Consider the following 24,993-nt stretch of genomic DNA (forward strand, 5'->3'; position numbering starts at 1 on the left):
GGCCCGTTACTGGAAGCGATCGAGCGTCTTGTAATAGAGCCCGACGAGCGGCAGGAACCACGGCTTTCCGAAATGGCCGGGGACGGCCGGCCAGTCGAGCCCCTTGATTGGGTTACGGTCGGTCTTGCCGAGGATGGAGTCGGCCATGATCATGCCGAGATGGGTGGAGAGCTGGGCGCCGTGGCCGGAATAGCCCATGGCATACCACACGCCGTCGACATAGCCGGCGCGCGGATAGCGGTCCTTCGTCATGTCGACGAGTCCGCCCCAGCAATAGTCGATCTCGACGCCGGCAAGCTGCGGGAAGATTTCAGCCAGGCTGGCGCGGAGAATGTCGCCGCTCCTTGCGTCTGATCGTTGATCGGACGTGGCGGAAAACCGGGCGCGACCGCCGAAGATCAGCCGCTTGTCCGGCGACAGCCGGAAATAATTACCGATGTTCATCGACGTCACGCAGGTCCGGTTGCCCGGCATCGTAGCCGCGATTTCGGCGTCGGTCAGCGGACGCGTGGCGATCAGAAAGCTGCCGACGGAAATAATCCGGCGGCGGAAATAGCTGAAGAGCGACGGCGTATAGGCGCCTGTCGCGACCAGCACGTGGTCTGCGGTGACGGTGCCGCGTGCGGTCGTCAGGCTGTGGCGACCGTTGCCCTGCCGGTGCGCGGTCACGGCTGCCTTTTCGAAGATGATAGCGCCGTGACGCGCGGCTGCCGTGGCGAGCCCCGCGACATAGCGGCCCATATGCATCATCGCGCTTTTCTTCGAGAGCATGGCGCCGTGGAAGGGCGACCCGACCTCGCTTTTCAGGTCACCCGCCGTCAGAAGCGCCGTGTCCGGATCGACCTCTCTATGAACGGCCTCGAAATTGCGGGCAATCGCGTCGAAATGCTGCGGCTTGGAAGCAAGCTTCAGCTTTCCGGCGCGGCGGAAATTGCAGTCGATCCCCTCTTCGGCGATAATCGCCTCGATCGTGTCGATGGATTCGTCGAATGCCTTGTAGAGGGCGACGGCGCGCTCCACGCCGAGTGCTGATTTGGCGGACAGGAAACTGTGGGCGAGCCCGTTGTTGAGATGTCCGCCGTTGCGCCCCGATGCCCCCCAGCCGACCCGTTCGGCCTCCAGCACGACGACCTTGACGCCGGCCTTTGCAAGCTGGCGCGCAGCGGCAAGCCCGGTAAAGCCGGCGCCGATGACGGCGACGTCATAATGTCCTTCGACGGGGCCCCGAGCGCCGCCGGCAAAGGCTGGTGCCGTGTCGTGCCAGTAGGATTCGAACTGCATCCGCCTCTCTCCGTCAGAGCCCGACGACGCCAGGCAGGCCCGAGATGTCAGGAATTTCGACATAGCCGTAATAGGGATTGGCCGGCTCGTGGCCACGATTGACCCAAACCTTGTTCTTGATGCCAAGGTCGTGGGCCGACATCAGGTCATAGCGGAAGGAGGACGAGCAATGCAGCACGTCTTCCGGCCCGCAGCCCAGCATATCGAGCATATATTCAAAGCCCTTGAAGCGTGGCTTATAGGACTGCGCTTGCTCAGCGGTATAGACCGCATGGAAGGGCGCGCCGAGTTTTTCGACGTTCGACATGATCTGCGAATTCATGGCGTTGGAGAGGATGACCAAAGGGATTTCCTTGGCGACCTTGGCGAGACCGGCCGGAACGTCCGAATGCGGCCCCCAGGTCGGAACCCGCTCATAGATCATCCGGGCGGCTTCGTCGCGAAATGTCACGCCGTTGCGCTTGCATGTCCGCTCGAGCGAATTGTGCACCACCTCGGCATAGGGTTTCCAGTCGCCCATGATCTCGTCGAGTCGATAGGCGGCGAAATTCTTGATGAATTCCACCATGCGTGGCTCGTCGAGCTCTTCGCCGTAGAGATCGCGTGCCGCCTCCGCCATCTGAAAGTTAGTCAGCGTGCCGTAGCAGTCGAAGGTGATGTATTTCGGACGGAACGTCGTCATTTGAGTATCCTTGAGCGATCGGAACTGGGGACGTGTCACAATCATAGGCACCGCTTCACCCACAGCTCGTCTGAATTGGCGGCATCGGAAGCAGAATCTATCGTATCGAAAGCAGGGTTTGGCAGAAGGTTGCGCGTCTGCCCGCGGTCGACGTCCGGCGGAGTGACGCCTTCAATCGCCGTCGTGATCGTGATCGTGATGCGACGGAAGGTCGAGGCCGAAGGTGTTGACGAGATCGGCCACCTGCGCCGGGCTGAGGAAACGAGGATTGAGGTTGCGCAACAGCAGATAGAGCTTCGCCGTTTCCTCCAGTTCCTCGGTCGCAAAGACCGCCGCCTCCAGGCTGTCGCCGGCGACAACAGGTCCGTGATTGGCCAGAAGCACTGACGAATACTTGCCCGCCAGTCCGCGGATGGCGTCGGCCACCGCCGGATCGCCGGGACGATAATAGGGCACCAGCGCGGTTTCGCCGGCGCGCATCAGATAATATGGCGTCATCGGCGGCAGGGCGGCGCGCGGATCGATCTCCGGCAGCATGGTCAGTGCCACCGCATGGGTGGAGTGAAGATGGACGATGGCGCGGGCGCTGCCGCGCGTATCGTAAAGGGCAGTGTGCAGCGGAATTTCCTTGGTCGGCTTGTCGCCGGACAGGAGCCGGCCCTCGGCATCGAGCCTGGAGATCCGCGCCGGGTCGAGAAAGCCGAGCGAGGCGTTGGTCGGCGTAACCAGCCAGCCGCCATCCTCCAGCCGCAACGATATGTTGCCCGACGAACCGGGCGTCAGCCCGCGCTCGAATAGCGAGCGGCCGTATCGGCAGATTTCCTCACGCAGGCGCGCGTCGGACATGACAGTTCCTCCAATATTACGCGGTTGCCCCTTCGATCAGCTCAAAGCCGAGATCGACGGACTGCGGCGGCGCATTAGCGACGACCAGTTGCGCGGCTATCTCCCCGGTCGCCACGCGCGGCGTTCGGATGGTCGACAACGGCTGTGGGGTTGCCCGGCCGATATCGAGGCCGTTATAGCCGAAAATGGCGAGCTTCGAGGGGATGGCGATCCCTTGAGCCAGACAATGAAAATAGCCGCCCAGCGCCATGTCGTCGTTGGAGAAATAAACCGCATCGAGATCGGTCGTCCGGGCAAGCAGCCGCTCCAGCCCCAACCTGCCGTTTTCCACGGACGAAGCGCCTGGGAGAATTTCGCGGGCGACGAGCGGGGCGTCATGTGCGCCGAGCGTTTCGCAAAAGCTGGAAAACCGCTTGCCGGCACGGGTATCGCGGTTCAGGTCGTGACCGACATAGCCGATCCGGCGATAACCCCGCTTGAGCAGGAAGGCAGCGCTCCCCCGCCCGGCTGCGCGGTTCGAGAAGCCGACCGCGATATCGAGAGCATCGCCGTCGAGATCGAGCAGTTCGACGACCCGACACCCGCTGGCGCGCAGCATCTTCACTGTACCCTCGGTATGCTCGCATCCCGCCAGCATGACCGCCGCCGGCCGCCAGGCAAGCATCGCGGCGGCGAGCGCTTCCTCCTTGCCCGGATCATAATCGGTCACGGAGAAGACCGCCTGATACCGGTTTTCCTCCAGAACAGCACTGGCACCGCGCAGCACATCGGGAAAGACGATGTTCGACAAAGAGGGAATAACGAAGGCGACAAGACGCGAACCGGTGGAGGCCAGCGTTCCCGCGATCCGGTTCGGCACATAGCCCAGCCGCTCGACGGCGGCCATCACCCGCTCGCGCGTCTTACCGGAAAACGAACCGTGGTTGCGCAGCACGCGCGACACCGTGCTCTCACCGACACCGGCCGCCTCCGCGACTTCGGCAAGCGTCACCGTCGCCTGATGTTTGAATTCCATCGTTACGTTTGAACCCGACTGTTGAGGTGGTTGTCCGACCTGCCGGCCCGATGACCACCGCGTTGCCACCATTTTTCACCGCTCTCGCCAAGAAGCAAGGTTTTTTTGGCAGCGCTACCAATTTGCTGTTGGCAGCGCTGCCAAAATGGATTAATGAAAATGGCAGCGCTGCCAAAAAGTGGCTCGGCGTGCCGCGGGAGGATCGACAGGAGACCGCGGCAACAATCGGAGGAGAAAATCATGACGCTGCAGACGCAAGCGCCAGTCATTGGCGCACATCCCGCCCAGACGCTCGAAGACCGTGCCTATGGCAAGGTATTCTGGCGCATCGTACCCTTTTTGATGCTGTGCTACGTGGTCGCCTATCTCGACCGCGTCAATGTCGGTTTCGCCAAGCTGCAGATGTCGAGCGAGCTCGGCCTCTCGGAAGCCGCCTATGGCATCGGCGCCGGCATTTTCTTCATCGGCTATTTTCTGTTTGAAGTGCCGAGCAACATCATCATGAACAAGGTTGGCGCACGGGTGTGGATCGCCCGCATCATGCTCACCTGGGGCATCATTTCCGCCGCCTTCATATTCACCTCGTCGGAAACAGTCTTCTATGTCCTGCGTTTCCTGCTGGGCGTTGCGGAAGCCGGATTTTTCCCCGGCATTATTCTTTATCTGACGGCGTGGTATCCGGCCCATCGCCGCGCCAGGATCATCACCACCTTCATGTCGGCGATCCCGATATCCGCCATTTTCGGCAATCCGCTTTCGGGTCTCCTGATGGACAGTTTTCACGGCACGCACGGACTTTCCGGCTGGCAGTGGATGTTCCTGATCGAAGCCATTCCGGCTATTCTTTTCGGCGTTGTGACGTTCTTCTACCTTGATGATACGATCCGGGGCGCGAAATGGCTGAACGATGAGGAAAAACGCGTGCTGACGGCCAATATCGAGGCGGAGAACCAGGCCAAGACGGCAAGCCCGCACAGCATCGGCGCAACGCTGACCGACCGTCGCGTCTGGCTGATGTGCCTGATCTATTTCTGCTTCGTGCTCGGGCAATATGGCCTGAATTTCTGGATGCCGACCATCGTCAAGGCCTCGGGCGTCAACGGAAACCTCAATATCGGCCTGATTTCCGCGATCCCTTATATCTGCACATTCGTCGTGATGCTGGCGCTCGGACGCTCCGCCGACAGGCTGCGCGAACGCCGGTGGCACCTCATCGTCCCAGCGCTCATCGCCGCCGGTGGTTTCGTCGCGGCGACGATGGCGACGAGCACGACGGTCTCGATTGTCTGCCTCTCGCTGGCTGCTGCCGGCGCCATCAGTTGCGCGCCGCTGTTCTGGTCGCTTCCGACGGCATTTCTCGCTGGCACCGGCGCTGCAGCCGGCATTGCCTGGATCAATTCGGTCGGTAACCTCGCCGGGTTTCTCGGGCCGTTTCTGGTAGGCTATCTCAAAGACTTCACCGGCACCAACAGCGCCGGCATGTATCTGCTGGCGGCTGCGTTGGTCATTGGTTCGCTGGCCGTGTTGACGGTTCCCGCGAAAACCGTCAATCGCTGAACTCGCGCATAACCCCGAAAATCGGAATCGATTTTCGGATAGGATTATGCGCAAATTCAAAATGTTAGAGCGTCCTTAGCGCGTCTTGTAGACGCACGGCGCTCTAAAGCCCCTCCGGGATAGCACCCGGAGGGGCGCAGACCTTTCTCAAGAGACTGGAGAAGCTCCTCATGTCACCGCTTGCTGAAAACTCAGGTCCCGACATTATCGCGGCCGTCATCGGTCTTGGTTCCATGGGGCTTGGAATGGCCCTGTCGATGAAGCGCGCAGGTCTCGACGTCGTTGGATATGACGTCACGCCGGCGGCAGTGGACCGCTTCGTCGACGAGGGTGGACGTGGCGCGTCAACCCCCGCCGCTGCGGCAAAGGACGCCGACATCGTCGTCTCCGTGGTCGTTAACGGCGCGCAGACCGAGGCCGTGCTGTTCGGGCATCAAGGTGTCGCGCATGCGATGAAGCCCGGCGCCGTCTTCATCTCATCGGCAACCATGGATCCAGCCGTCGCGCGCGATCTGGCCGGGCGGGTGGAAGCTCTCGGCCTGCATTATCTCGACGCGCCGATTTCGGGCGGCGCGGCCAAGGCGGCGCGTGGCGAACTGACGATCATGGCATCCAGTTCCAAACAGGCCTTCGATACGGCACGCCCGGGTCTCGACGCCATGGCCGCCAAGGTCTACGAGCTTGGCGACGAGGCCGGAAAAGGCGCCGCCTTCAAGATGATCAACCAGCTTCTCGCCGGCGTGCACATCGCGGCCGCCTGTGAGGCCATAACCTTTGCCGCCAAGCAGGGCCTCGACCTCGACAAGGTCTATGAGGTGATCACCGCGTCGGCCGGCAATTCCTGGATGTTCGAAAACCGCGTGCCGCATGTGCTGGCCGGAGACTATACTCCGCTCAGCAGCATCGAGATCTTCGTCAAGGATCTCGGTATCGTCCAAGATATGGCCCGCTCCGAGCGTTATCCGGTACCGCTCGCGGCAGCCGCCTTGCAGATGTATCTGGCCGCCTCCGGGGCGGGCATGGGCCGTGACGACGATTCCTCGCTGGCGCGCCTCTACGCCAAGCTTTCCGGCGCTGAATTGCCCAGCTCCACCAAAGAGCCGCAGAGCCTGTAAAAGGAACGCGAGACATGCCGGTTTTCGCCGCCAACCTGACGATGATGTTCAACGAATGGGCGTTCCTCGACCGTTTCGACGCCGCAGCCGAGGCCGGGTTCGCCGCCGTCGAATACCTCTTTCCCTACGAAGCCACGCCGGAGGCAATCGCCGAACGGCTTGCCCGCAACAATCTGCAGCAGGCCTTGTTCAACCTGCCGCCGGGCGACTGGACAGCAGGCGAGCGTGGCATCGCGGCCCTCCCTGGACGGTTCGATGCGTTGAAAGCGGATGTCGCGCGGGCACTGGACTATGCGGCGGCAACGGGCGTCAGACGGTTGCATTTGATGGCAGGCATCGCCGACCCTCATGACGAAGACGCCGCCTCCTGTTACCGGCGCTCCGTCACCTATGCGGCCGGGCGGCTTGCGGAAAAGGGCATCGATCTTCTGCTCGAACCGATCAACGGGCGAAACATGCCGGGATATTTCCTCAACGACTTCGGCGTGGCCGAGCGGCTGATTGCCGAATGCGGTCTGCCGAACCTGAAGCTGCAGTTCGACATCTATCACCGACAGATCATCCATGGCGACGTCACTATGGCGTTGCGACGCCTGCTGCCGATCACCGGCCATATCCAGATCGCCAGCGTGCCGTCACGCAACGAACCGGACGGGGAGGAGCTGAACTATGCCTATCTGTTCGGCGAAATCGACCGCCTTGGATATGACGGTTTCATCGGCTGCGAATACATCCCGCGCGGCCACACATTGGACGGTCTTGGCTGGTTCAAACCTTTTGCACGGAGCTAGACGATGGCTATTTTGCTCGGATCAATCGCTGACGACTATACGGGTGCGTCCGACCTCGCCAACACGCTGACGAAGAACGGTCTGCGCACGGTACAGACGGTCGGCATCCCTGATCCGGCGCTGGCGCTGCCGGATGTCGACGCCGTCGTCGTTTCCCTGAAGATCCGCTCCGTCCCGGCCTCGGACGCCGTCGCGGCGGCGGCGAGCGCCGAGCGGTGGCTGCGCCAGCGGGGCGCCGGCCATGTGCTCTACAAGATCTGCTCGACCTTCGATTCCACCGATGCCGGCAATATCGGTCCGGTCACCGAAGCCTTGAGCGATGCAGCGGGCGGCGGCATCGTACTGGTGACACCCGCCTTTCCGGAAACGGGACGCACCGTCTATCTTGGCCATCTCTTCGTCGGCGGACAGCCGCTGAACGAAAGCCCGCTCAAGGACCACCCGCTCAATCCGATGCATGACGCCAATCTCGTTCGGGTTCTCACCCGCCAATCGCGCAACGTTGTCGGACTGATCGATCTCACGACCATCGCGGCCGGACCCGGCGCCGTCAAGGCGAGGCTCGATTCCTTTCGCACTGCAGGCATCACCGCTGTTATCGCCGATGCGATTTTCGAGCGGGATCTTGAAACGCTCGGTGAGGTCGCTCTGGAAACGCCGGTGTCCACCGGTGCGTCCGGCCTCGGCCTCGGCCTTGCCCGTGCGCTCGTCCGCTCCGGTCGGATTTCCTCCGGCGGTGCAACGACGRCGGACGCCATTCGCCCCGTGGGCGGGCTTTCCGCGATCGTTGCCGGCAGTTGCTCCAAGGCGACGCTCCGCCAGCTCGACATCGCCGAACGGTCGATGCCCGTCCTGCGGCTCGACCCGGAGCGGCTGCTTGCCGGTCCGGATGAGATCGCCGCGGCGATTTCCTGGGCTGGAGACCGTATCTCCGCCGGTCCCGTCGTCATCGCCGCGAGCGCGGCGCCTGAAACCGTATCCCGGCTGCAATCGCTCTATGGAAGAGAGGCCTCCGGCCACGCGATCGAGACCGCGACGTCGATCATCACAGCCGAACTGGTGGAGAGAGGCGTGCGGCGCCTTGTGGTCGCAGGCGGCGAAACCTCGGGCGCGGCGGTCGACAGGCTCGCCATTCCGGCATTTCTGATCGGCCCGGAGATTGCGCCCGGCGTGCCGGTGCTGCGCACGGTCGGCAATGCGCAGGGCGATATGCTTCTGGCGTTGAAATCAGGAAACTTCGGAGGCGAAGACTTCTTTACGGCAGCGCTGGCGATGATGCACTGACAGACCCGGGATCCACGAATATCAATCGATTCTAGCATAAGATGCGGCGGCCGATGACAGCAACGCCATAAGATACTGCTTGAACCACGGCCTTCAGACGATCTGCCCGCCAGCGCTCCGGCAGACTGGCGGGCACGACATGAAGGACGCCCCCATGCAAGCAAGTCAGATCGAAATCGTCCCATTCGGCCCCGAACATCTGGAAGCCGCCGTCGCGCTCTCAAGACAGGCGGGCTGGCCGCATCGGACGGAAGACTGGCAGCTGGCGCTTTCCTTGAGCGAAGGGATGGTTGCGGTCGAGGACGGAAAGGTCGTCGGCACCGTCCTCGTCACGCCTTACAAGGGAGATTGTGCGACCATCAATATGGTCATCGTCGACGAGACGATGCGCGGCAGGGGTCTCGGCCGGAAACTCATGGACGCCGCATTGCTGGCCGCCGGAGACCGGCCGCTGAGGCTGGTGGCGACGACGGCAGGCCTGCCGCTCTACCAAAAGCTTGGCTTCCACGAGACGGGAACCGTGCTCCAGCATCAGGGCCTTGCCGGAGAAATCGCCGCGCCGGCGGAAACGGAAGCCGCCACCGATGCCGACCTCCCCGCCATCGCGGGACTCGACCGCCTTGCCTTCGGCGGCGATCGCGAAGGGCTACTCTCCTATTTCGCCGGGATCGGCGAATTCGCCGTCATTCGCCGCGACGGCGGTATTTCGGGCTTCGCGTGTCTGCGTCCCTTCGGCCGCGGCGAAGTGATCGGACCCGTGGTGGCCGCCGACCTCGGCGAGGCCAGGAAACTCATCGAACATTTCATCGCCAGGCGGCCCGGACGGTTCCTCAGGGTCGACACCACGGCCGAGACCGGCCTTTCCCCGTGGCTCGCCGAACGCGGGCTCGCCCATGTCGGCGGCGGAATCACGATGAGAAAACCGTTGGCCAACGACGCCGCCGATCCGACCGCCACCACCTTTGCCCTCGCCAGCCAGGCACTCGGCTGATCCGGAGATTTCCATGTACAGCAATTCCCTCATCGAACTTGATCGCGCCCACCTCATCCATCCGGTCGCCTCCTACCGCGGCCATGAAAAGCTTGGCGTGCGCGTGCTGGCCTCGGCCAAAGGCGCGACGGTCACCGACGCCTCCGGCAAGCAGCTGATCGACGGCTTCGCCGGCCTCTGGTGCGTCAATGCCGGTTACGGCCACGAAAGCATCGTCGAGGCGGCGGCCCGTCAGATGCGCGAGCTTCCCTATGCGACGGCATATTTCGGCCTCGGCTCCGAGCCCGCGATCCGGCTTGCCAGCGAACTCGCCGACCGCGCACCGGGCGATCTCAACCACGTCTATTTCACCCTCGGCGGCTCGGATGCGGTGGACAGCACGATCCGCTTCATACGCTACTATTGGAATGCCCGTGGGCAGCCTCAGCGCGATCAGTTCATCTCGGTCGAACAGGGCTATCATGGCTCCTCGACGGTTGGAGCGGGTTTGACCGCGCTGCCTGCCTTCCATGCCGGCTTCGGCGTTCCCTTCGATTGGCAGCATAAGATTCCGTCTCACTATGCCTATCGCAACCCGGTGGGCGACAATCCGCAGGCGATCATCGAAGCCTCGCTTGCGGCGCTGAAAAGCAAGGTCGAGGCGATCGGGCCGGAACGCGTTGCCGCTTTCTACGTCGAGCCGATCCAGGGCTCGGGCGGCGTTTTGGTGCCGCCGAAAGGTTGGATGAAAGCCATGCGCGAATTCTGCCGCGCGCACGACATCCTTTTCGTCGCGGACGAGGTGATCACCGGCTTTGGCCGCACCGGCCCGCTTTTTGCCTGCAGCGAGGATGAAGTCGTGCCCGATTTCATGACCACCGCCAAGGGCCTGACCTCCGGCTACGTCCCCATGGGCGCCGTCTTGATGGCCGATCACGTCTATCAAGCGATCGCCGAGGGTGCGGGTGCTGCCGCCGTCGGCCATGGCTATACCTATTCGGCCCATCCCGTTAGCGCCGCAGTCGGCCTCGAAGTCCTGAAGCTTTATGAAAACGGCCTTCTCGAAAACGGCGTCAGAGCCGGTGCGCGGCTGATGCAGGGTCTGGAGTCGCTCAGAGATCATCCGCTCGTCGGCGATGTCCGCGGACGCGGCATGCTCGCCGCCGTCGAACTTGTGGTCGACAAGGTGAACAAGACGCCGTTGCCGGCATCCGCCGAACCCTCCCGCCGCATCTTCGATCGCGCCTGGGAGAACGGCCTCGTCATCCGCGCCTTCGGCAATGGTGTGCTCGGCTATGCTCCGCCACTCTGCTGCACCGAAACGGAGATAGACGCGATCGTTGAGCGCACCCGCATCACCCTGGACGAGACGCTGGAGGACCCGGATGTGCGTCGGGCGCTGCAGGCCTGAGAATATCGCGAAACGGTCAGATTCGGTATTTTGTGCCGCCTCATGATGCCTATTCGGCGAATCCGGTGCGGTGCAGGTGACACACTGAAATCAACGAAAGGCCACCGCAGAAGCCGGCCTTCCATACAAGAGCGGGACAAAGACCCCGCCAGCGGAACAGAATTTTCTTCTTCGAGAAGCCGAGCTCCCATCGGAGCCGAACACTGGGGAATTCACGTGAGCAAGAGCCTTCCGGAATTCAAATACCTGACCTTCGACGTCGTCGGCACGCTCATCGACTTCGAAGGCGGCCTCAAGACCTGCCTCGCCGAGATCGCGGCCGAGGCGGGGACTGAAATCGACGGCGAGCAGGCTCTTAGCCTCTACCGGGCAGCCCGTTACTCCGAGGATGCCGACCTCTTCCCCGACGACCTCGTTCGCGTCTACCTGGCGATCGCGCCGAAGCTCGGCCTGCCCACTGACCAAAAATATGGCGAACAACTGCGGGATTCGGCAAAGAGCTGGAAGGGTTTTGCAGACAGCGCCGCAGCGCTGGCCAGTCTTGCCAAAGATTACCGCCTCGTGGCGATGACCAACGCCCGCCGCTGGGCATTCGATTTCTTCGAGAAGGAACTCGGCAATCCCTTTTATGCCGCCTTCACCGCGGATGATACGGCGACCGAGAAACCCGATCCCGCATTCTTCGAGAAGGTATTCGACTACGTCGCCTCGGAAGGACATTCGAAGGACGACATCCTGCATGTCGCCCAGAGCCAGTACCACGATATCGGGATTTCCAGGAAACTTGGGCTGACCAATTGCTGGATCGAGCGGCGACATGCCGTGAAGGGTTACGGCGGCACGATCGAGCCGGCCGAGTTCACCAAACCCGATTACCATTTCACCTCCATGGCCGGCCTTGCCGATGCCGTGGCCGCTGCGCGCGCCTGACTTTGAAAGCAGATCGGGCCTGCCCATAACGGGCAGCCCGCCACAGAAGAAAAGGGGAATGAGATGAACGACAAGATCACCAATTGGACCAGGTCCGACGACGCCATGGTCGAAACCGCCATCCGTCGTGGCGCCACCCGTCGCGAGTTGCTGCATATGATGCTTGCCGGCGGCGTGGCCATGTCGGCCGGCGGGCTCGTGCTTGGCCGTGCCGGCAAGGCGCTCGCCGCCACGCCCGTTTCCGGCGGCGCGCTCAAAGCGGCCGGCTGGTCGTCCTCGACGGCCGATACACTCGACCCCGCCAAGGCATCGCTCTCCACCGACTATGTCCGGTGCTGCTCCTTCTATAATCGCCTGACCTTCCTCGACAAATCAGGCACGCCGCAGATGGAGCTTGCCGACGCGATCGAGTCCAAGGATGCGAAGACCTGGACGGTCAAGCTGAAGACCGGCGTTACCTTCCATGACGGCAAGCCGCTGAGCGCCGATGACGTGGTTTTCTCGCTGAAGCGCCATCTTGATCCGTCCGTCGGCTCGAAGGTCGCCAAGATCGCCGCCCAGATGACCGGCTTCAAGGCGGTCGACAAACAAACCGTCGAGATCACGCTCGCCAGCCCGAATGCCGACCTGCCGACCATCCTGTCGATGCATCATTTCATGATCGTTTCCGACGGCACGACCGATTTCACCAAAGCCAACGGCACCGGCGCTTTCGTCAAGGAAGTCTTCGAGCCGGGCGTTCGCTCGGTCGGGATCAAGAACAAGAACTACTGGAAATCCGGCCCGAATGTTGATTCCTTCGAATATTTCGCGATCAGCGACGACAATGCCCGTGTAAACGCACTGCTTGCGGGCGACATCCATCTCGCAGCCACGATCAATCCCCGCTCGATGCGCCTCGTCGAGGCCCAGGGCGACGGCTTCACCGTGTCTAAGACGACGTCCGGCAACTATACCAATCTCAACATGCGACTGGATATGGAGCCCGGCAACAAGCGGGACTTCGTCGAGGGCATGAAGTATCTCGTCAATCGCGAACAGATCGTCAAATCGGCGCTGCGCGGTCTCGGTGAAGTCGGCAACGATCAACCCGTTTCACCGGCGAACTTCTATCATGACGCAGAGCTGAAAGCGCGAGCCTTTGATCCTGAGAAGGCGAAGTTCCACTTCGACAAGGCCGGCGTGCTTGGCCAATCCATCCCGATCATCGCCTCCGATGCGGCGAGCTCGTCGATCGACATGGCCATGATCATCCAGGCGGCCGGCGCCGAAATCGGCATGAAGCTCGATGTGCAGCGAGTGCCATCCGATGGTTATTGGGACAATTACTGGCTCAAGGCGCCGATCCACTTCGGCAATATCAACCCGCGGCCGACCCCCGATATCCTCTTCTCCCTGCTCTACACCTCGGACGCTCCGTGGAACGAAAGCCACTACAAGTCGGAGAAGTTCGACAAGATGCTGATCGAGGCGCGCGGCTCTCTCGATCAAGACAAGCGCAAGACGATCTACAACGAGATGCAGGGCATGGTCGCCCAGGAAGCTGGTACAATCATTCCGGCCTATATCTCGAACGTCGATGCCACGACCGCCAAGCTCAAGGGCCTGGAAGCCAACCCGCTCGGCGGCCAGATGGGATACGCTTTCGCGGAATATGTCTGGCTTGAAGCCTGATACAGCAAAGGAGACTGGGGCTGCAGCCGGGCCCCAGTTCCTCCATCTGCATTGATGGAACTTAACTCGAACGCAAAGGGAAGACGCCCGTGAACCGCCAGGTCTTATCCCTTGTACTGAGCAGATTGTTCGTCGCCGTGATCACCCTGGTGATCGTCTCCTTCGCCGTCTTCTTCGCGACAACGCTGTTGCCGGGAGATACGGCGACGATCCTGCTCGGCCAAGCCGCCACGCCGGAAGCCGTCGAAGGCCTGCGAAAGGCCATGCATCTCGACGAACCGGCGCTCTTTCGTTTCCTGCGCTGGATCGTCGGATTGCTGCAGGGCGACCTCGGCACGTCCTATGCCAACGAAATGCCGGTCGCTGCTCTCATTGCCGGCCGCTTCGTCAATACGCTGAAACTCGCCGGCGTTACCGCGCTGTTCTCCGTGCCTATTGCGCTGACGCTCGGGATCACAGCGGCGATGCTGCGCGGCACCCTTTACGACCGGATCGTCACCGTGATCACCATCGGCGTCATCTCCGTGCCGGAGTTCATGGTCGCGACCTCCGCGGCGCTCATCTTCGCCGTCTATCTGAAATGGCTGCCGGCGCTGTCCTTCGCCAATGAGGTCCACAGTCTGACCGACGTGCTGCGCGTCTATGCCATGCCGGTGATCACCCTCACCTTCGTCGTCTCGGCCCAGATGATCCGCATGACACGCGCGGCTGTCATCGAGACGCTCAACACACCCTATGTCGAGATGGCGCTGCTCAAGGGCGCTTCCCGGCCGCGCATCGTCTTTCGCCATGCTCTGCCGAATGCGCTCGGCCCGATCGTCAATGCCGTTGCGCTTTCGCTGTCCTATCTGCTCGGAGGCGTCATCATCGTCGAGACCATTTTCAACTATCCTGGTATCGCCAAGCTGATGCTGGATGCCGTCGCCACCCGCGACCTGCCGCTGATCCAGAGCTGCGCGATGATCTTCTGCCTGGGCTATCTGCTCCTGATCACCATCGCCGACATCATCGCCATCCTTTCCAATCCGAGGCTCCGATGACTATGACCAGTTCCGAAACCACCTCAGGCCGGCTGTCCGGAACCCGGTTTGGCTATCGCTTCAACATCGTCGGCGCGATCGGCTTCACTGTGATCCTCTTATGGGCGCTCGTTGCGATCTTCGCGCCATGGATCATCCCCTACCCGGTCGGCGAGATCATCGATCTCGACTATTTCGGCCCGATGAGCCGGGAACTCTGGCTCGGCTCCGATTATCTCGGCCGCGACATGCTCTCGCGGATTCTGATGGGCGCACGCTACACGGTCGGTATCTCGCTGGCGGCGGTGACGATCGCATGCTTCAGCGGCGTCGTGCTCGGCATGATCGCAGCGGTCGCCGGCGGCTGGCTGGACACGATCCTCAGCCGCTTCCTCGACGCCCTCAACTCCATCCCGAGCAAGCTGTTCGGCCTGGTGGTCGTCGCTGCCGTCGGCTCCTCAGTCCCGGTGCTGATCATGACGCTGTCGGTGATCTACATCCCAGGCGCTTACCGCTTCGCCCGGGCGCTCGCCGTCAACATCAATGCAATGGATTTCATCACGGTTGCGCGCATCCGCGGCGAAAGCACCCTCTATCTCATTCGCTCGGAAATCCTGCCCAACATCGTCGGACCGGTGCTTGCCGATCTCGGCATCCGCTTCGTCTTCATCGTTCTGCTGCTCTCCGGACTTTCCTTCCTCGGCCTTGGCGTCCAGCCACCCTATGCCGATTGGGGTGCGCTCGTGCGCGAAAATATCGGTGGCCTGCCATTCGGTGCGCCGGCGGTGATGTTTCCCTCGCTTGCCATCGCCAGCCTGACGATCAGCGTCAACCTGCTGATCGACAACCTGCCGCAGAAAATCCGCGACCGGAGTGTGTCATGAGCAATTTCATCGAAATCCGTGACCTGAAGGTCGAAGCCACCACCGATTCCGGCCGACGTGTCGAGATCATCAAGGGTGTCAGCCTCGATGTTGCCGAGGGCGAGATCGTCGCGCTGATCGGCGAGAGCGGCTCGGGTAAGACAACCATCGCCTTGACCCTCATGGGCCACACCCGCGCGGGCTGTCGTATCTCCGGCGGCAGCGTTTCGGTCGGCGGCAAGGACATGGTCACGCTCAGCGAGAAGCAGCGCGCCAAGGTGCGCGGCACCGAAGTCGCCTATGTCCCGCAATCGGCAGCTGCCGCCTTCAACCCGGCCACATCGATCATGGACCAGGTGATCGAAGTCACGCGTATTCACCAGCTGATGTCGCCGGATGAGGCGCGTGCCCGGGCCGTCGAGCTCTTCCGGGCGCTGTCCCTGCCGGAACCCGAGACGATCGGCAGCCGTTATCCGCACCAGGTTTCCGGCGGCCAGCTGCAGCGTCTGGCCGCCGCCATGGCGCTGATCGGCGACCCGACCCTCGTCATCTTCGACGAACCGACGACGGCGCTCGACGTCACGACCCAGATCGAAGTGCTGCGGGCTTTCAAATCGGTCATGAAAAAGGGCGGCATATCAGGCGTTTATGTCTCGCACGACCTTGCCGTCGTGGCGCAGATCGCCGACCGCATCGTGGTGTTGAAAGGTGGGGAGACCCAGGAAACCGGCACCACCGACGAGATCCTCAGCAATGCCAAGCACCCCTATACYAGGGAGCTGCTCGCTGCCTTTGAGCCAAAGCCGCGCGGCGCAGTGGGCCCCGCCGAACCCGCGACCGCTCCCCTGCTGAGGATCGAAGATCTGGTCGCGGGTTATGGACAGCGCCAGGCTGACGGACTGCCGCTCGTTCGCGCGGTCGAGCACGTGAGCCTGAAGGTGGAAAAAGGCCGCAATCTCGGCATCATCGGCGAATCCGGTTGCGGCAAGTCGACGCTCGCCCGGGCTATCGCCGGCATCCTGCCGGCCTCGGTCGGCAGTATCGTCTTCAACGGCACGGAGCTGCGTCGCAGCGCTCGCGAGCGCTCGCGCGATCAGTTACGCGAGATGCAGATCGTCTTCCAATACGCCGATACCGCACTCAACCCGGCAAAATCGGTGGAGGACATCCTCGACAGACCTTTGGTCTTTTACCACGGCATGGATCGCAAGGCGCGGAACACCCGGATCGATCAACTGCTCGACATGGTGCGCCTGCCCCGCAACCTGCGCCATCGCCGGCCAGGCGAACTCTCGGGCGGCCAGAAGCAGCGTGTMAACTTCGCCAGGGCGCTTGCCGCCGATCCGAAGCTGATCCTCTGCGACGAGATTACCTCGGCGCTCGACACGGTGGTCGCCGCCGCCGTCATCGACCTGCTCAAGGAATTGCAGCGCGAACTCGGCCTCTCCTATATCTTCATCAGCCACGACCTCTCAGTGGTGGAGGCGATCTGCGACGAGATCGTCGTGATGTTTGGAGGCAGGAAGGTCGAGGAAATCACCTCCTCGACAGTGAAGGCCCCGCAGCACCCCTATTCGCAACTGCTCTTCTCATCCGTGCCGACGCTCGATCCGGCCTGGCTCGACGGGCTCCAGCAGGATCCGGAACTGGTGCGGGCTTATTGCCGGCACTGAGTGCCGATCTCCTGCACGCTTGCCAGACACGGCGCGCACCCGGTCAGGTCGTGTTGAAAAGCCTGGACTACACGGCACGAGATCTGCARGTGGCAGCGAACATGGCTTTGGAAAGCAAGCCCGAAATTCTGTCGCAAGTCCTTCCAACCAGTATGGAACTTACACTTATAGGGAGAACAACCTGCGACAGAGAATCAGCATCTGCTTAGGACCGATTGGATCGGGGAAAGGCAACGGGGTGAGGTCGGTCTGGAACCCCGAAATCTTGCGTTTGAGCGGGGCTCCGGCTGCGGTCCTCTCGCCGGCTAATGCGGAAACAAGGTGGTTAGCGGCATGTGGGCCTTGATGATCGGCGATTTCAGGACGACGAAGCTGAAATACTTGTCGATGCCGACGTCCATATCGGTGAGGCGCTCCATGATCGTCTGGTATTCGTCGATGCCGGCAGTGACGAATTTCAGCAGATAATCGTAGCCGCCCGAAACCAGATGGCATTCGATCACCTGGTCGACCTTCTCGATCGCCGCCAGGAAGCGGGCGAAATCGATCTGCCGATGGTTTTTCAGGGTGATCTCGGTGAATACAGTCAGCGTCTGCCCGAGTTTGCTGACGTTGATCTGGGCCGAATAACCTTCGATATAGCCCTCCGACTGCAGCTTCTTCACACGCATCAAGCAGGGGCTCGGCGAGAGATTGACCAGTTCGGCGAGTTCCACATTCGTGACGCGGCCGTTCTTCTGCAGTTCGTAGAGAATTTTTACGTCGATCCGGTCGAGTTTCATCGCACACGCCCTCAATGACGCAGCAGATTATGCTGCCTGTTTCCCAGACCAACCTTAGCACATGACGCTGGCCTGTCGATCGCGTTGCGAGACAGGCCGAAGCACAAACGGCTGCTGGCATCCTCCCAACACGGAATCTTCTGCTGCCACCAACCGATCTCCGGCAAAGCCGTGGCGTCGGATCCGCTACACTACTGTTAAAACGGAGACGCTCCCATGCCCGCACCGCTCAATCGCGTCGATACCACGCCGGAACTGCCTTCCACCGCTGATGTCGTGGTCATCGGCGGCGGCATCGTCGGCGTTTTCGCGGCCTATTACCTCACCCGGCGCGGATTGAAGGTCGCCCTCGTCGAGAAGGGCCTGATCGGCGCGGAACAATCGAGCCGCAACTGGGGCTGGTGCCGCCAGCAGAACCGCGACGCGCGTGAATTGCCGATGTCGACGAAGAGCCTCGATCTGTGGGAACGCTTCGCCACTGAGACCAGCGAGGACACCGGCTTTCGTCGTTGCGGTCTCTTCTACCTCAGCAATAGCGACGAGGAACTGTCCGGTTGGGCCCGTTGGCGCGATTTCGCCCGCTCGGTCGGCGTCACGACGCATATGCTGAGCAGCGCCGAGGCAACCGAACGCGGGCATGCCACCGGCACCTCTTGGAAAGGCGGGGTGTTTTCGCCGACCGACGGCACCGCCGATCCGGCGAGCGCTGCGCCGGCCGTCGCGCGTGCGATCCTTAAACTCGGGGGCACGGTGCATCAATCCTGTGCGGCCCGCGGCCTCGACGTCGAAGGCGGCAGGCTCTCGGGCGTCGTCACCGAGCACGGCACGATCCGCACGAAAATCGCGATCCTGGCCGGTGGCGCCTGGGCCTCCTCCTTCTGCCGCCAGCTCGGCATTCGATTTCCGCAAGCCTCGATACGCTCCTCGATCCTCTCCGTATCTCCGGGCGCAGGCAGCCTTCTGGATGCGCTGCATACATCAGCCGTGTCGGTGACGCGACGCCGCGATGGCGGCCACACGCTGGCGATCAGCGGCCGCGCCCGCGTCGATCCGACGCCACAGCAGTTCCGCTTCGCGCGGCAGTTCCTGCCGATGTTCGCCCGGCGCTGGCGCAGTCTCGCACCCGGTGGGTTGGAAGGGTTTCGTTCGGGTCACGAATCTCTGGCCCGTTGGCGGCTCGACAGGCCGACGCCGATGGAGCACATGCGCATCCTCGACCCGACGGTCGACGAGGCCACCATTGCCCTCACCCATGCGCGGGCGCTCGAGCTTCTGCCCGCCTTGAAGAAGACCGCCATCAGCGCGGCCTGGGCAGGCTATATCGACAGCACGCCCGATGGCGTGCCGGGGATCGGCGAGATCGCCACCCTGCCGGGTTTCATCCTTGCCGCCGGCTTCAGCGGCCACGGCTTCGGCATCGGGCCTGGCGCTGGTCATCTGATTGCCGATATCGTCACAGGCGACGAGCCGATCGTCGATCCCAGGCCCTATCATCCCGACCGGTTCGGGGGATCCGCCTGGGGCAAAGTGGCGGATTTTTAGGACTCGGTCGGGCTTTGCGCCACGTTCGACGACGCGGATCGGCACGACTTGGTACCGGCCATAGGAGCCGATGCATCACGCTTCGATTGCCACGATCACGAAAAGCCGGCGGTCAAGGGAAGGTGTATCGCTTCGGTTCCTCACTGGCATTATTGGCAATAAAGGCGCGCAATGCCGCCGCCACAGGCGTGCCAGCGACGGCGAGATCGCGTACCGTGCTCATGTGATTGCCGTCTGCGACCTGCGATGCCCGTACGTCAAGCCCTTGGGCGGCAAGAATGTCCCTGAACGCGTTTGCCTGTATTTTGAACGGATCAGTTTCCAGTTCGCCGGTCATGATAGCGACACGCGTTGCAGGATCGTGCTCTTGATGCATGGGCGTAAACCGTCGCACCTCCTCGTCGCTCAAGGCGATCTCGTCACGCAGGAAGGACGTCTGCAGGGGCTGGAGATCGTATAGCCCGCCAAGCAGGAAAGCAGCAACTACGCCCGAAGGCGCTGGCGAACGATGGAAGAGAAAGGTTGCAAGATGTGCACCGGCGGAGTGGCCACTGACGGAGAACCGCTTTGACGTGGCGCCAAAACGATCGGCATKCGCCAGTAGAAAAGCCTTGGCTTTCAGGACCTGACCAACCAGGACGTCCATTCTCGCCATGGGCATCAACGAATAATCGACGATGGCTGCGACCGTGCCAGCGCCGGTGATAGTCTCAGCGACGCAGGAATAGTCCTCCTTGGAAAACATCCGCCAATAGCCGCCATGGATGAACATGTGGATCGGCATGTCCGAGCCGGCACTGTTTGGCAGGAAGATATCGAGCGTCTCGCCAGGCAAAGCCCCGTAGGCGATGTTGGCCTCCATGGCGACAGTGCGCCGCGTTGCAAGGCTGCGAGCACGGATATCGCCGACGATCGCGTCGAAATCTGCGACATGGTCACGAATGCGGAACGGATCGGCGGCCACAGGTTCCTCCCTCAGAAACTTGTCGCAATGTACTTGGCTTCCATGAACTCCGCGATACCGTGATGCTGCCCTCCTTCACGTCCAAGGCCGCTCTGTTTCACACCGCCAAAGGGGGCAGCGGGATCGGAGACCAGTCCACGATTAAGGGCGATCATGCCGGCCTCGACCTTGGAGGCGACCCGCATGCCGCGGCCAATGTCGCGGCTATAGATGTAGGCGGCGAGGCCATATTCCGTATCGTTGGCGGCAGCGATGACCTCTGCCTCGCTCTCGAAACGGTAGAGCGGCGCGACGGGACCGAAAATCTCCTCGCAGCCGATGTCGGAGGCCGGGGCAACATCGACAAGCACCGTCGGCGGATAAAAAAAGCCGCGTCCTGCCAATGTTCGTCCGCCGCAGAGCGCGCGCGCGCCGTGCGAAATGGCGTCCGCAACAAGGCGCTCGATCTTCTCCATCGCCTTGCGCGTGATCATCGGACCGCACTCGGTATCCAGATCCACACCCGGGCCGACCCTGAGGGCGGCCATGCGTCGGGTAAATTTTTCCGCGAAGGCATCGTGGATACCGGACTGGACATAAATGCGGTTTGCCGCCGTGCACGCCTCGCCCGCATTGCGCATTTTCGCGACCATCAGACCCTCGATCGCCGCGTCAATGTCCGCATCGTCGAAAACGATGAACGGCGCGTTGCCGCCGAGTTCCATGGAACAGGAGATGACATTTTTCGCTGCTTCCGCCAGAAGCGTGCGGCCGACGCCGGTCGAGCCTGTGAAGGAGAGTTTACGCACGCGCGGGTCGGCCAGCATGGCGGCGATGACGGGGCCTGGCGTCGATGTTGTCATCACGTTCACGACGCCCGGCGGCACGCCAGCCTCCTCGTAGAGAGCCCCAAGCGCATAGGCCGTCAGCGGCGTCTCGCTCGCGGGTTTCAGGATGACGGTGCAGCCTGCGGCAAGGGCCGGCGCGATCTTGCGGGTCGCCATCGCGGCCGGGAAATTCCACGGTGTGATGAGAACGCAGATGCCGATAGGCTGGTAGTCGACGACGATGCGGTTTCCGCCGGCCGGGGCAAGGCCGAACTCACCAGAGATCCGCACCGCCTCCTCGGCGTTCCAACGAAAGAACTCCGCCGCATAGGCCACCTCGCCGCGCGCGTCACGCAACGCCTTCCCGTTCTCGAGCGAAATGAGCCTGGCAATCGTTTCGGAGCGCTCCACCATAAGTTCGAAGCAGCGGCGCAGGACCTCGGAACGCTTTCTCGGCGGGGTCTCGCGCCAGCTTTCCGCCGCGCTTGCGGCAGCCTCAACGGCCGCTGCCGCATCCGCAAGGGTCGCGTCCGGCACGGCGGCAATGACCGCCTCGGTCGAGGGGTCGATCACCTCGATCCGACCCTCGCCCGCCGCAGGCCGCCAGGCGCCGCCAATATAGAGGCCGCGGGAGAACGCGCTGAGCTCGAAGGGATCGTGGTCTGGATGCGAAGAATGCTGGTTGAGGTTCATGATGGTTTCCCAGGTCAGAGGGCGGAAGCGGCCAGGTCGCCGTCATAGGCGGCGCGCACGAGGCCGCGCATGGCGGCCGCATCGAAGGAGCGTGGATTATTCTTGATCAGCCGGCCGATGCCGAGCGCCTGCTCTGCGGCCCAGTCGATACGGTCTTCCGGCAAGCCGAGCCCGGCAAGTGTCGGCGCGATGCCGATCGCGGCGAAGAGACGGCTCACCTCGCCGATCGCGGCATCGGCAATCGTTTCATCGTCCTCCACTCCGGTGGGATCGAGACCGAGCGCCCTACCGACAATGGCGATGTCCGCGCCCGCGACGCGGCGATTATATGTCATCACATAGGGCAGCATGGTCGCAACCCCGAGGCCGTGCGGCGTATGGGTCAAGGCACCGACCGGATATTGCACGGCATGGGCCGCAGCGGTGCCCGCCGTTCCGAAGGCGCAGCCGGCTGCGAGCGCGCCCATCATCACATCGGCGCGCGCATCGATGTCGGCGCCGTCGACGAAGGCCTTTTCCAGGCTCCGGCTGAGGAGCCGGATGGCATGCAGCGCGAACTGGTCGGAGAGATCGCTCTTGCCGATGAAGACATGCTGCTGCGCGAGTTCAGGATCGCCGGGGCGGCGCATAGCCGTGAAGGCTTCGATGGCATGCGTCAACGCATCCGCACCGGCAATCGCCGTCAGCCCAGGCGGGCAGGATAAGGTCAGTTCCGGGTCGCAGATCGCCGCTGCGGCGATGAGATATGGGCTGGAAATGCCAACCTTCAGGATACGGTCAGGATCGGAAACAACCGCGACCGGCGTCACCTCGGAGCCCGTGCCTGCCGTCGTCGGCACGGCGATGACCGGCAGGACAGGCGCCGGCACCTTGAACTCACCATAGTAATCGGCGAGCGCGCCGCCGTGAGCCAGCAGGAGCGAAGCGCATTTCGCCATGTCGAGACAGCTGCCGCCACCGATGCCGATCACCATATCGGGCTCAAAACCGCGCGCGGCCTCAACGCAAACCGCGACCGTATCTTGCGGTACGTCCGGCAGCGTGCGGTCATGCACCAGGACGACAATGCCGGCCGCTTCAAGTGCGGCGATCATTTCCGCGAAAACGGGTGTTGCGGCAAAACGCGCATCCGTGCAGACGAGTGCGCGCCGGCCGGTCCTGCTGGCGACGCTCGCGAGCGCATGGCGCTGGCCGACGCCAAACAGGATTTCCCGCGGCAGCCTCAAGGCGGCAAACAGGCTCATGATCTTTGTCCCTCGAACGCCAGAATGCGAGGGCGCGAAAGCGCGTTGAGGTCTTCCCAGAGGCGCTGGTCGATCTCGAACCCGTTGCGGCTTGCCGCCGCCCGCCGCCGGCGGGCACGATCGCCCGGGACGAGAACCGGTTCGCCGGCGCTGGCGGGTGGTGAAGCGCGCACGGCATCGAGATAGGTCGACAGTCGCGCCGGCAGTCCCGGCGCCAGACTGGGCTCGATCAAGATGAAGACGTCGCCCTTGTTGCATGGCGACTGGCTGTCGAGCGTGCCGCGCACATCGGGTGCGAGCGCCGAGCCGGCAAGAGCTGCCACCAGCAGCTCCAAAGCGATGCCGAGGCCGTAGCCCTTCGCGTCGCCGAAGGGCGCAATTGCGCCGGCCTTGGCACGCCCCGGATCGGTTGTCGGGTTGCCGGCCGCATCGCGCGCCCATCCCTCGGGAATGGGTCTGCCGGTCGCCGCGTGATGATGGATCCTGCCCATCGGCACGAGGCTGGTGGCCAGGTCGAGCACGAGCGGTTCCTCGGCGGTCGGCACGGCGATGGCGATGGGGTTGGTGCCGAGCATGGCCCGGGTGCCGCCGAAGGGATGGACCAGTGCCTCGCTCGACGAGAGCGCGATGCCGACGAAACCCATTGCGGCGATCGCCTCCACATAATGCGCAAGCATGCCGAGATGGTTGGCATTGCGCACGGCGACAAGGCCGATGCCAAGATCCGGAATGTGAGGCGCCAGCCGCTCGATCGCGGCCATGGCGACGACGGGGCCAAATCCCGACGAACCCTCCACCTCCAGCACCGCATCCGCGCGCCAGCGCTGCGTGCCCTTCGTCTGCGGGTCAATGACCCCGCGCTCGATCCGTTCGACCAGCCGCGGAAGCCGGTACAGGCCATGCGAGGGGTGCCCCTTCATCTCCGCCGTTACCAGGACGCGAGCCTGCAGGGCCGCATGGTCACGCGGCGCGCCATGCTCTTCCAGCAGGCGGGTGGCAAGTGCAAGCGCTGCCGCTTCGGATATGCGCATGATTTTTCCTCCCTATATTAAATCGTATAGGATATAGGATTGTCTTGGCCGCAGCATCGTGCTAGCGATTGGACCTGTCAAGAGGCAAGGCAGCAGATGATTTCAACGAAACCGAAGGAACCCTCAACGGGCACAACCCAGATACCGCGCGCCAACAGCCTGGCGGGCGACGTCTACGAGGCAATTTTCAACCAGCTCATGTCGTTGAAGATTGCGCCGGGGACGCGCATCACGGTCGACAACCTGGTCAAGGAGTTCAACGTCTCCCATACGCCGATCCGCGAAGCCCTCGGCCGGCTTGAAGGCGAAGGCCTCGTCGTCAAGCAGCATCTCGTTGGCTATCGTGCCGCGCCCCAGATCACGCGCCACCGCTTCGACGAGCTCTATGAACTGCGTCTGCTGTTGGAACCTGCCGGCGCTGCGAAGGCGGCCGAGGCGATGAACGACGAAAAGCTCGCCATACTCACCGAGGCCGCAGGCGTGATGACACGCAGCGACAACAGGGACGAACGAGCGAACTATTCGGCCTTCGCGCGCCAGGACGCCATCTTTCACGACCGGATCATGGAATTTGCCGGCAACGAGTTGATCCGCGAGATGCTGACATTCCAGCACACGCATTTCCATATCTTCCGCCTGATGTTCCATCGCCGCGTCACCGAGGAGGCGCTCGCCGAGCATCAGACGCTGCTCGATGCCTTTGCAGCGCGCGACCCGGGCGCGGCTGCGAACGCAATGCGCATTCATATCGAACATTCGCGCGACCGGCTGTTGCCGGCATTCGACGAAATCTGAGCAACCGCGCCGGGCAAGGACGAGC

Annotated in this window: 22 protein-coding genes; 13 read left to right on the forward strand and 9 right to left on the reverse strand. The window is 62.7% G+C overall.

All coding sequences use genetic code 11. The annotated features are described in order from the left end of the window. Window positions 1-6: 6 nt before the first annotated feature. The 4 genes from AC1ECN_RS24065 to AC1ECN_RS24080 all read right to left on the reverse strand — a co-directional run bounded on the left by AC1ECN_RS24065 (window position 7) and on the right by AC1ECN_RS24080 (window position 3,824). Window positions 7-1,281: an NAD(P)/FAD-dependent oxidoreductase gene (locus tag AC1ECN_RS24065; RefSeq protein WP_130658048.1), complete on the reverse strand. Its 1,275-nt coding sequence runs from the start codon at window positions 1,279-1,281 to the stop codon at window positions 7-9. 13 nt (window positions 1,282-1,294) lie between these two features. After that, window positions 1,295-1,963: a haloacid dehalogenase type II gene (locus AC1ECN_RS24070; RefSeq protein WP_130658049.1), complete on the reverse strand. Its 669-nt coding sequence runs from the start codon at window positions 1,961-1,963 to the stop codon at window positions 1,295-1,297. A gap of 171 nt (window positions 1,964-2,134) precedes the next feature. Continuing rightward, window positions 2,135-2,809, reverse strand: a complete 675-nt coding sequence (gene otnC, locus AC1ECN_RS24075; RefSeq protein WP_017956779.1) for a 3-oxo-tetronate 4-phosphate decarboxylase — start codon at window positions 2,807-2,809, stop codon at window positions 2,135-2,137. Between the two features lie 16 nt (window positions 2,810-2,825). Beyond that, window positions 2,826-3,824 carry a LacI family DNA-binding transcriptional regulator gene (locus AC1ECN_RS24080; RefSeq protein ID WP_018072929.1) on the reverse strand — a complete coding sequence of 333 codons (999 nt, stop codon included), beginning with the start codon at window positions 3,822-3,824 and terminating at the stop codon, window positions 2,826-2,828. Window positions 3,825-4,064: 240 nt separating this feature from the next. Here AC1ECN_RS24080 and AC1ECN_RS24085 point away from each other — a divergent pair, with 240 nt between their 5' ends. The 11 genes from AC1ECN_RS24085 (at window position 4,065) to AC1ECN_RS24135 (ending at window position 17,111) form a co-directional block, all read left to right on the forward strand. Further along, window positions 4,065-5,381, forward strand: coding sequence for an MFS transporter (locus AC1ECN_RS24085; RefSeq protein WP_477954310.1), 1,317 nt, complete (start codon window positions 4,065-4,067; stop codon window positions 5,379-5,381). Window positions 5,382-5,551: 170 nt separating this feature from the next. Then, window positions 5,552-6,496, forward strand: coding sequence for an L-threonate dehydrogenase (gene ltnD, locus AC1ECN_RS24090; protein ID WP_164582079.1), 945 nt, complete (start codon window positions 5,552-5,554; stop codon window positions 6,494-6,496). A 14-nt stretch (window positions 6,497-6,510) separates the two neighbouring features. Next, the gene (gene otnI, locus AC1ECN_RS24095) at window positions 6,511-7,287 is read left to right on the forward strand and encodes a 2-oxo-tetronate isomerase (protein ID WP_130726088.1); all 777 of its coding nucleotides are present in this window, start codon (window positions 6,511-6,513) and stop codon (window positions 7,285-7,287) included. A 3-nt stretch (window positions 7,288-7,290) separates the two neighbouring features. Beyond that, complete coding sequence (gene otnK / locus AC1ECN_RS24100; RefSeq protein WP_477954313.1) at window positions 7,291-8,571, forward strand: 3-oxo-tetronate kinase; 1,281 nt, start codon at window positions 7,291-7,293, stop codon at window positions 8,569-8,571. 154 nt (window positions 8,572-8,725) lie between these two features. After that, window positions 8,726-9,562: a GNAT family N-acetyltransferase gene (locus AC1ECN_RS24105; protein WP_164582077.1), complete on the forward strand. Its 837-nt coding sequence runs from the start codon at window positions 8,726-8,728 to the stop codon at window positions 9,560-9,562. A 13-nt stretch (window positions 9,563-9,575) separates the two neighbouring features. Continuing rightward, entirely contained in the window at window positions 9,576-10,952 is a 1,377-nt protein-coding gene (locus AC1ECN_RS24110) for an aspartate aminotransferase family protein (RefSeq protein WP_130658055.1), read from the forward strand. A 216-nt stretch (window positions 10,953-11,168) separates the two neighbouring features. Next, entirely contained in the window at window positions 11,169-11,882 is a 714-nt protein-coding gene (locus AC1ECN_RS24115) for an HAD-IA family hydrolase (protein ID WP_130689892.1), read from the forward strand. 63 nt (window positions 11,883-11,945) lie between these two features. Further along, entirely contained in the window at window positions 11,946-13,556 is a 1,611-nt protein-coding gene (locus AC1ECN_RS24120) for an ABC transporter substrate-binding protein (RefSeq protein WP_130726091.1), read from the forward strand. An 89-nt stretch (window positions 13,557-13,645) separates the two neighbouring features. Then, on the forward strand, window positions 13,646-14,596 hold the full coding sequence (locus AC1ECN_RS24125) for an ABC transporter permease (protein ID WP_130726092.1): 951 nt from the start codon (window positions 13,646-13,648) through the stop codon (window positions 14,594-14,596). After that, window positions 14,593-15,459 carry an ABC transporter permease gene (locus AC1ECN_RS24130; protein ID WP_018072919.1) on the forward strand — a complete coding sequence of 289 codons (867 nt, stop codon included), beginning with the start codon at window positions 14,593-14,595 and terminating at the stop codon, window positions 15,457-15,459. The genes AC1ECN_RS24125 and AC1ECN_RS24130 overlap by 4 nt, the downstream gene beginning before the upstream one ends. Further along, a complete protein-coding gene (locus AC1ECN_RS24135) occupies window positions 15,456-17,111 on the forward strand; it encodes an ABC transporter ATP-binding protein (RefSeq protein ID WP_027688331.1) in 1,656 nt (551 codons plus the stop codon). The genes AC1ECN_RS24130 and AC1ECN_RS24135 overlap by 4 nt, the downstream gene beginning before the upstream one ends. A gap of 305 nt (window positions 17,112-17,416) precedes the next feature. On the opposite strand, the gene AC1ECN_RS24140 is transcribed toward AC1ECN_RS24135, so the two are convergent. After that, window positions 17,417-17,893: an Lrp/AsnC family transcriptional regulator gene (locus AC1ECN_RS24140; RefSeq protein WP_003549758.1), complete on the reverse strand. Its 477-nt coding sequence runs from the start codon at window positions 17,891-17,893 to the stop codon at window positions 17,417-17,419. Between the two features lie 216 nt (window positions 17,894-18,109). Between AC1ECN_RS24140 and AC1ECN_RS24145 the strand changes: the two genes are divergently transcribed. Next, window positions 18,110-19,435 (forward strand): NAD(P)/FAD-dependent oxidoreductase, encoded by a 1,326-nt coding sequence (locus AC1ECN_RS24145; RefSeq protein ID WP_130726093.1) that lies wholly within the window; start codon window positions 18,110-18,112, stop codon window positions 19,433-19,435. 112 nt (window positions 19,436-19,547) lie between these two features. Here the strand turns inward: AC1ECN_RS24145 and AC1ECN_RS24150 are convergent, their stop codons facing one another. From AC1ECN_RS24150 to AC1ECN_RS24165, 4 genes are read right to left on the reverse strand one after another with little or no spacing between them, the layout of a single operon-like run. Further along, complete coding sequence (locus tag AC1ECN_RS24150) at window positions 19,548-20,399, reverse strand: alpha/beta hydrolase (protein ID WP_477954319.1); 852 nt, start codon at window positions 20,397-20,399, stop codon at window positions 19,548-19,550. Between the two features lie 11 nt (window positions 20,400-20,410). Beyond that, entirely contained in the window at window positions 20,411-21,898 is a 1,488-nt protein-coding gene (locus AC1ECN_RS24155) for an NAD-dependent succinate-semialdehyde dehydrogenase (protein WP_164582075.1), read from the reverse strand. 14 nt (window positions 21,899-21,912) lie between these two features. Beyond that, window positions 21,913-23,142 carry an iron-containing alcohol dehydrogenase gene (locus AC1ECN_RS24160; RefSeq protein ID WP_018072914.1) on the reverse strand — a complete coding sequence of 410 codons (1,230 nt, stop codon included), beginning with the start codon at window positions 23,140-23,142 and terminating at the stop codon, window positions 21,913-21,915. Further along, the gene (locus AC1ECN_RS24165; protein WP_130726096.1) at window positions 23,139-24,173 is read right to left on the reverse strand and encodes an Ldh family oxidoreductase; all 1,035 of its coding nucleotides are present in this window, start codon (window positions 24,171-24,173) and stop codon (window positions 23,139-23,141) included. The genes AC1ECN_RS24160 and AC1ECN_RS24165 overlap by 4 nt, the downstream gene beginning before the upstream one ends. A 96-nt stretch (window positions 24,174-24,269) precedes the next feature. On the opposite strand from AC1ECN_RS24165, the gene AC1ECN_RS24170 reads away from it, so the two are divergent. Then, on the forward strand, window positions 24,270-24,968 hold the full coding sequence (locus AC1ECN_RS24170; protein WP_024319603.1) for a GntR family transcriptional regulator: 699 nt from the start codon (window positions 24,270-24,272) through the stop codon (window positions 24,966-24,968). The last annotated feature ends 25 nt before the right edge of the window (window positions 24,969-24,993 follow it).

It is taken from the genome of Rhizobium sp. 01N447_2, from assembly GCF_056399245.1.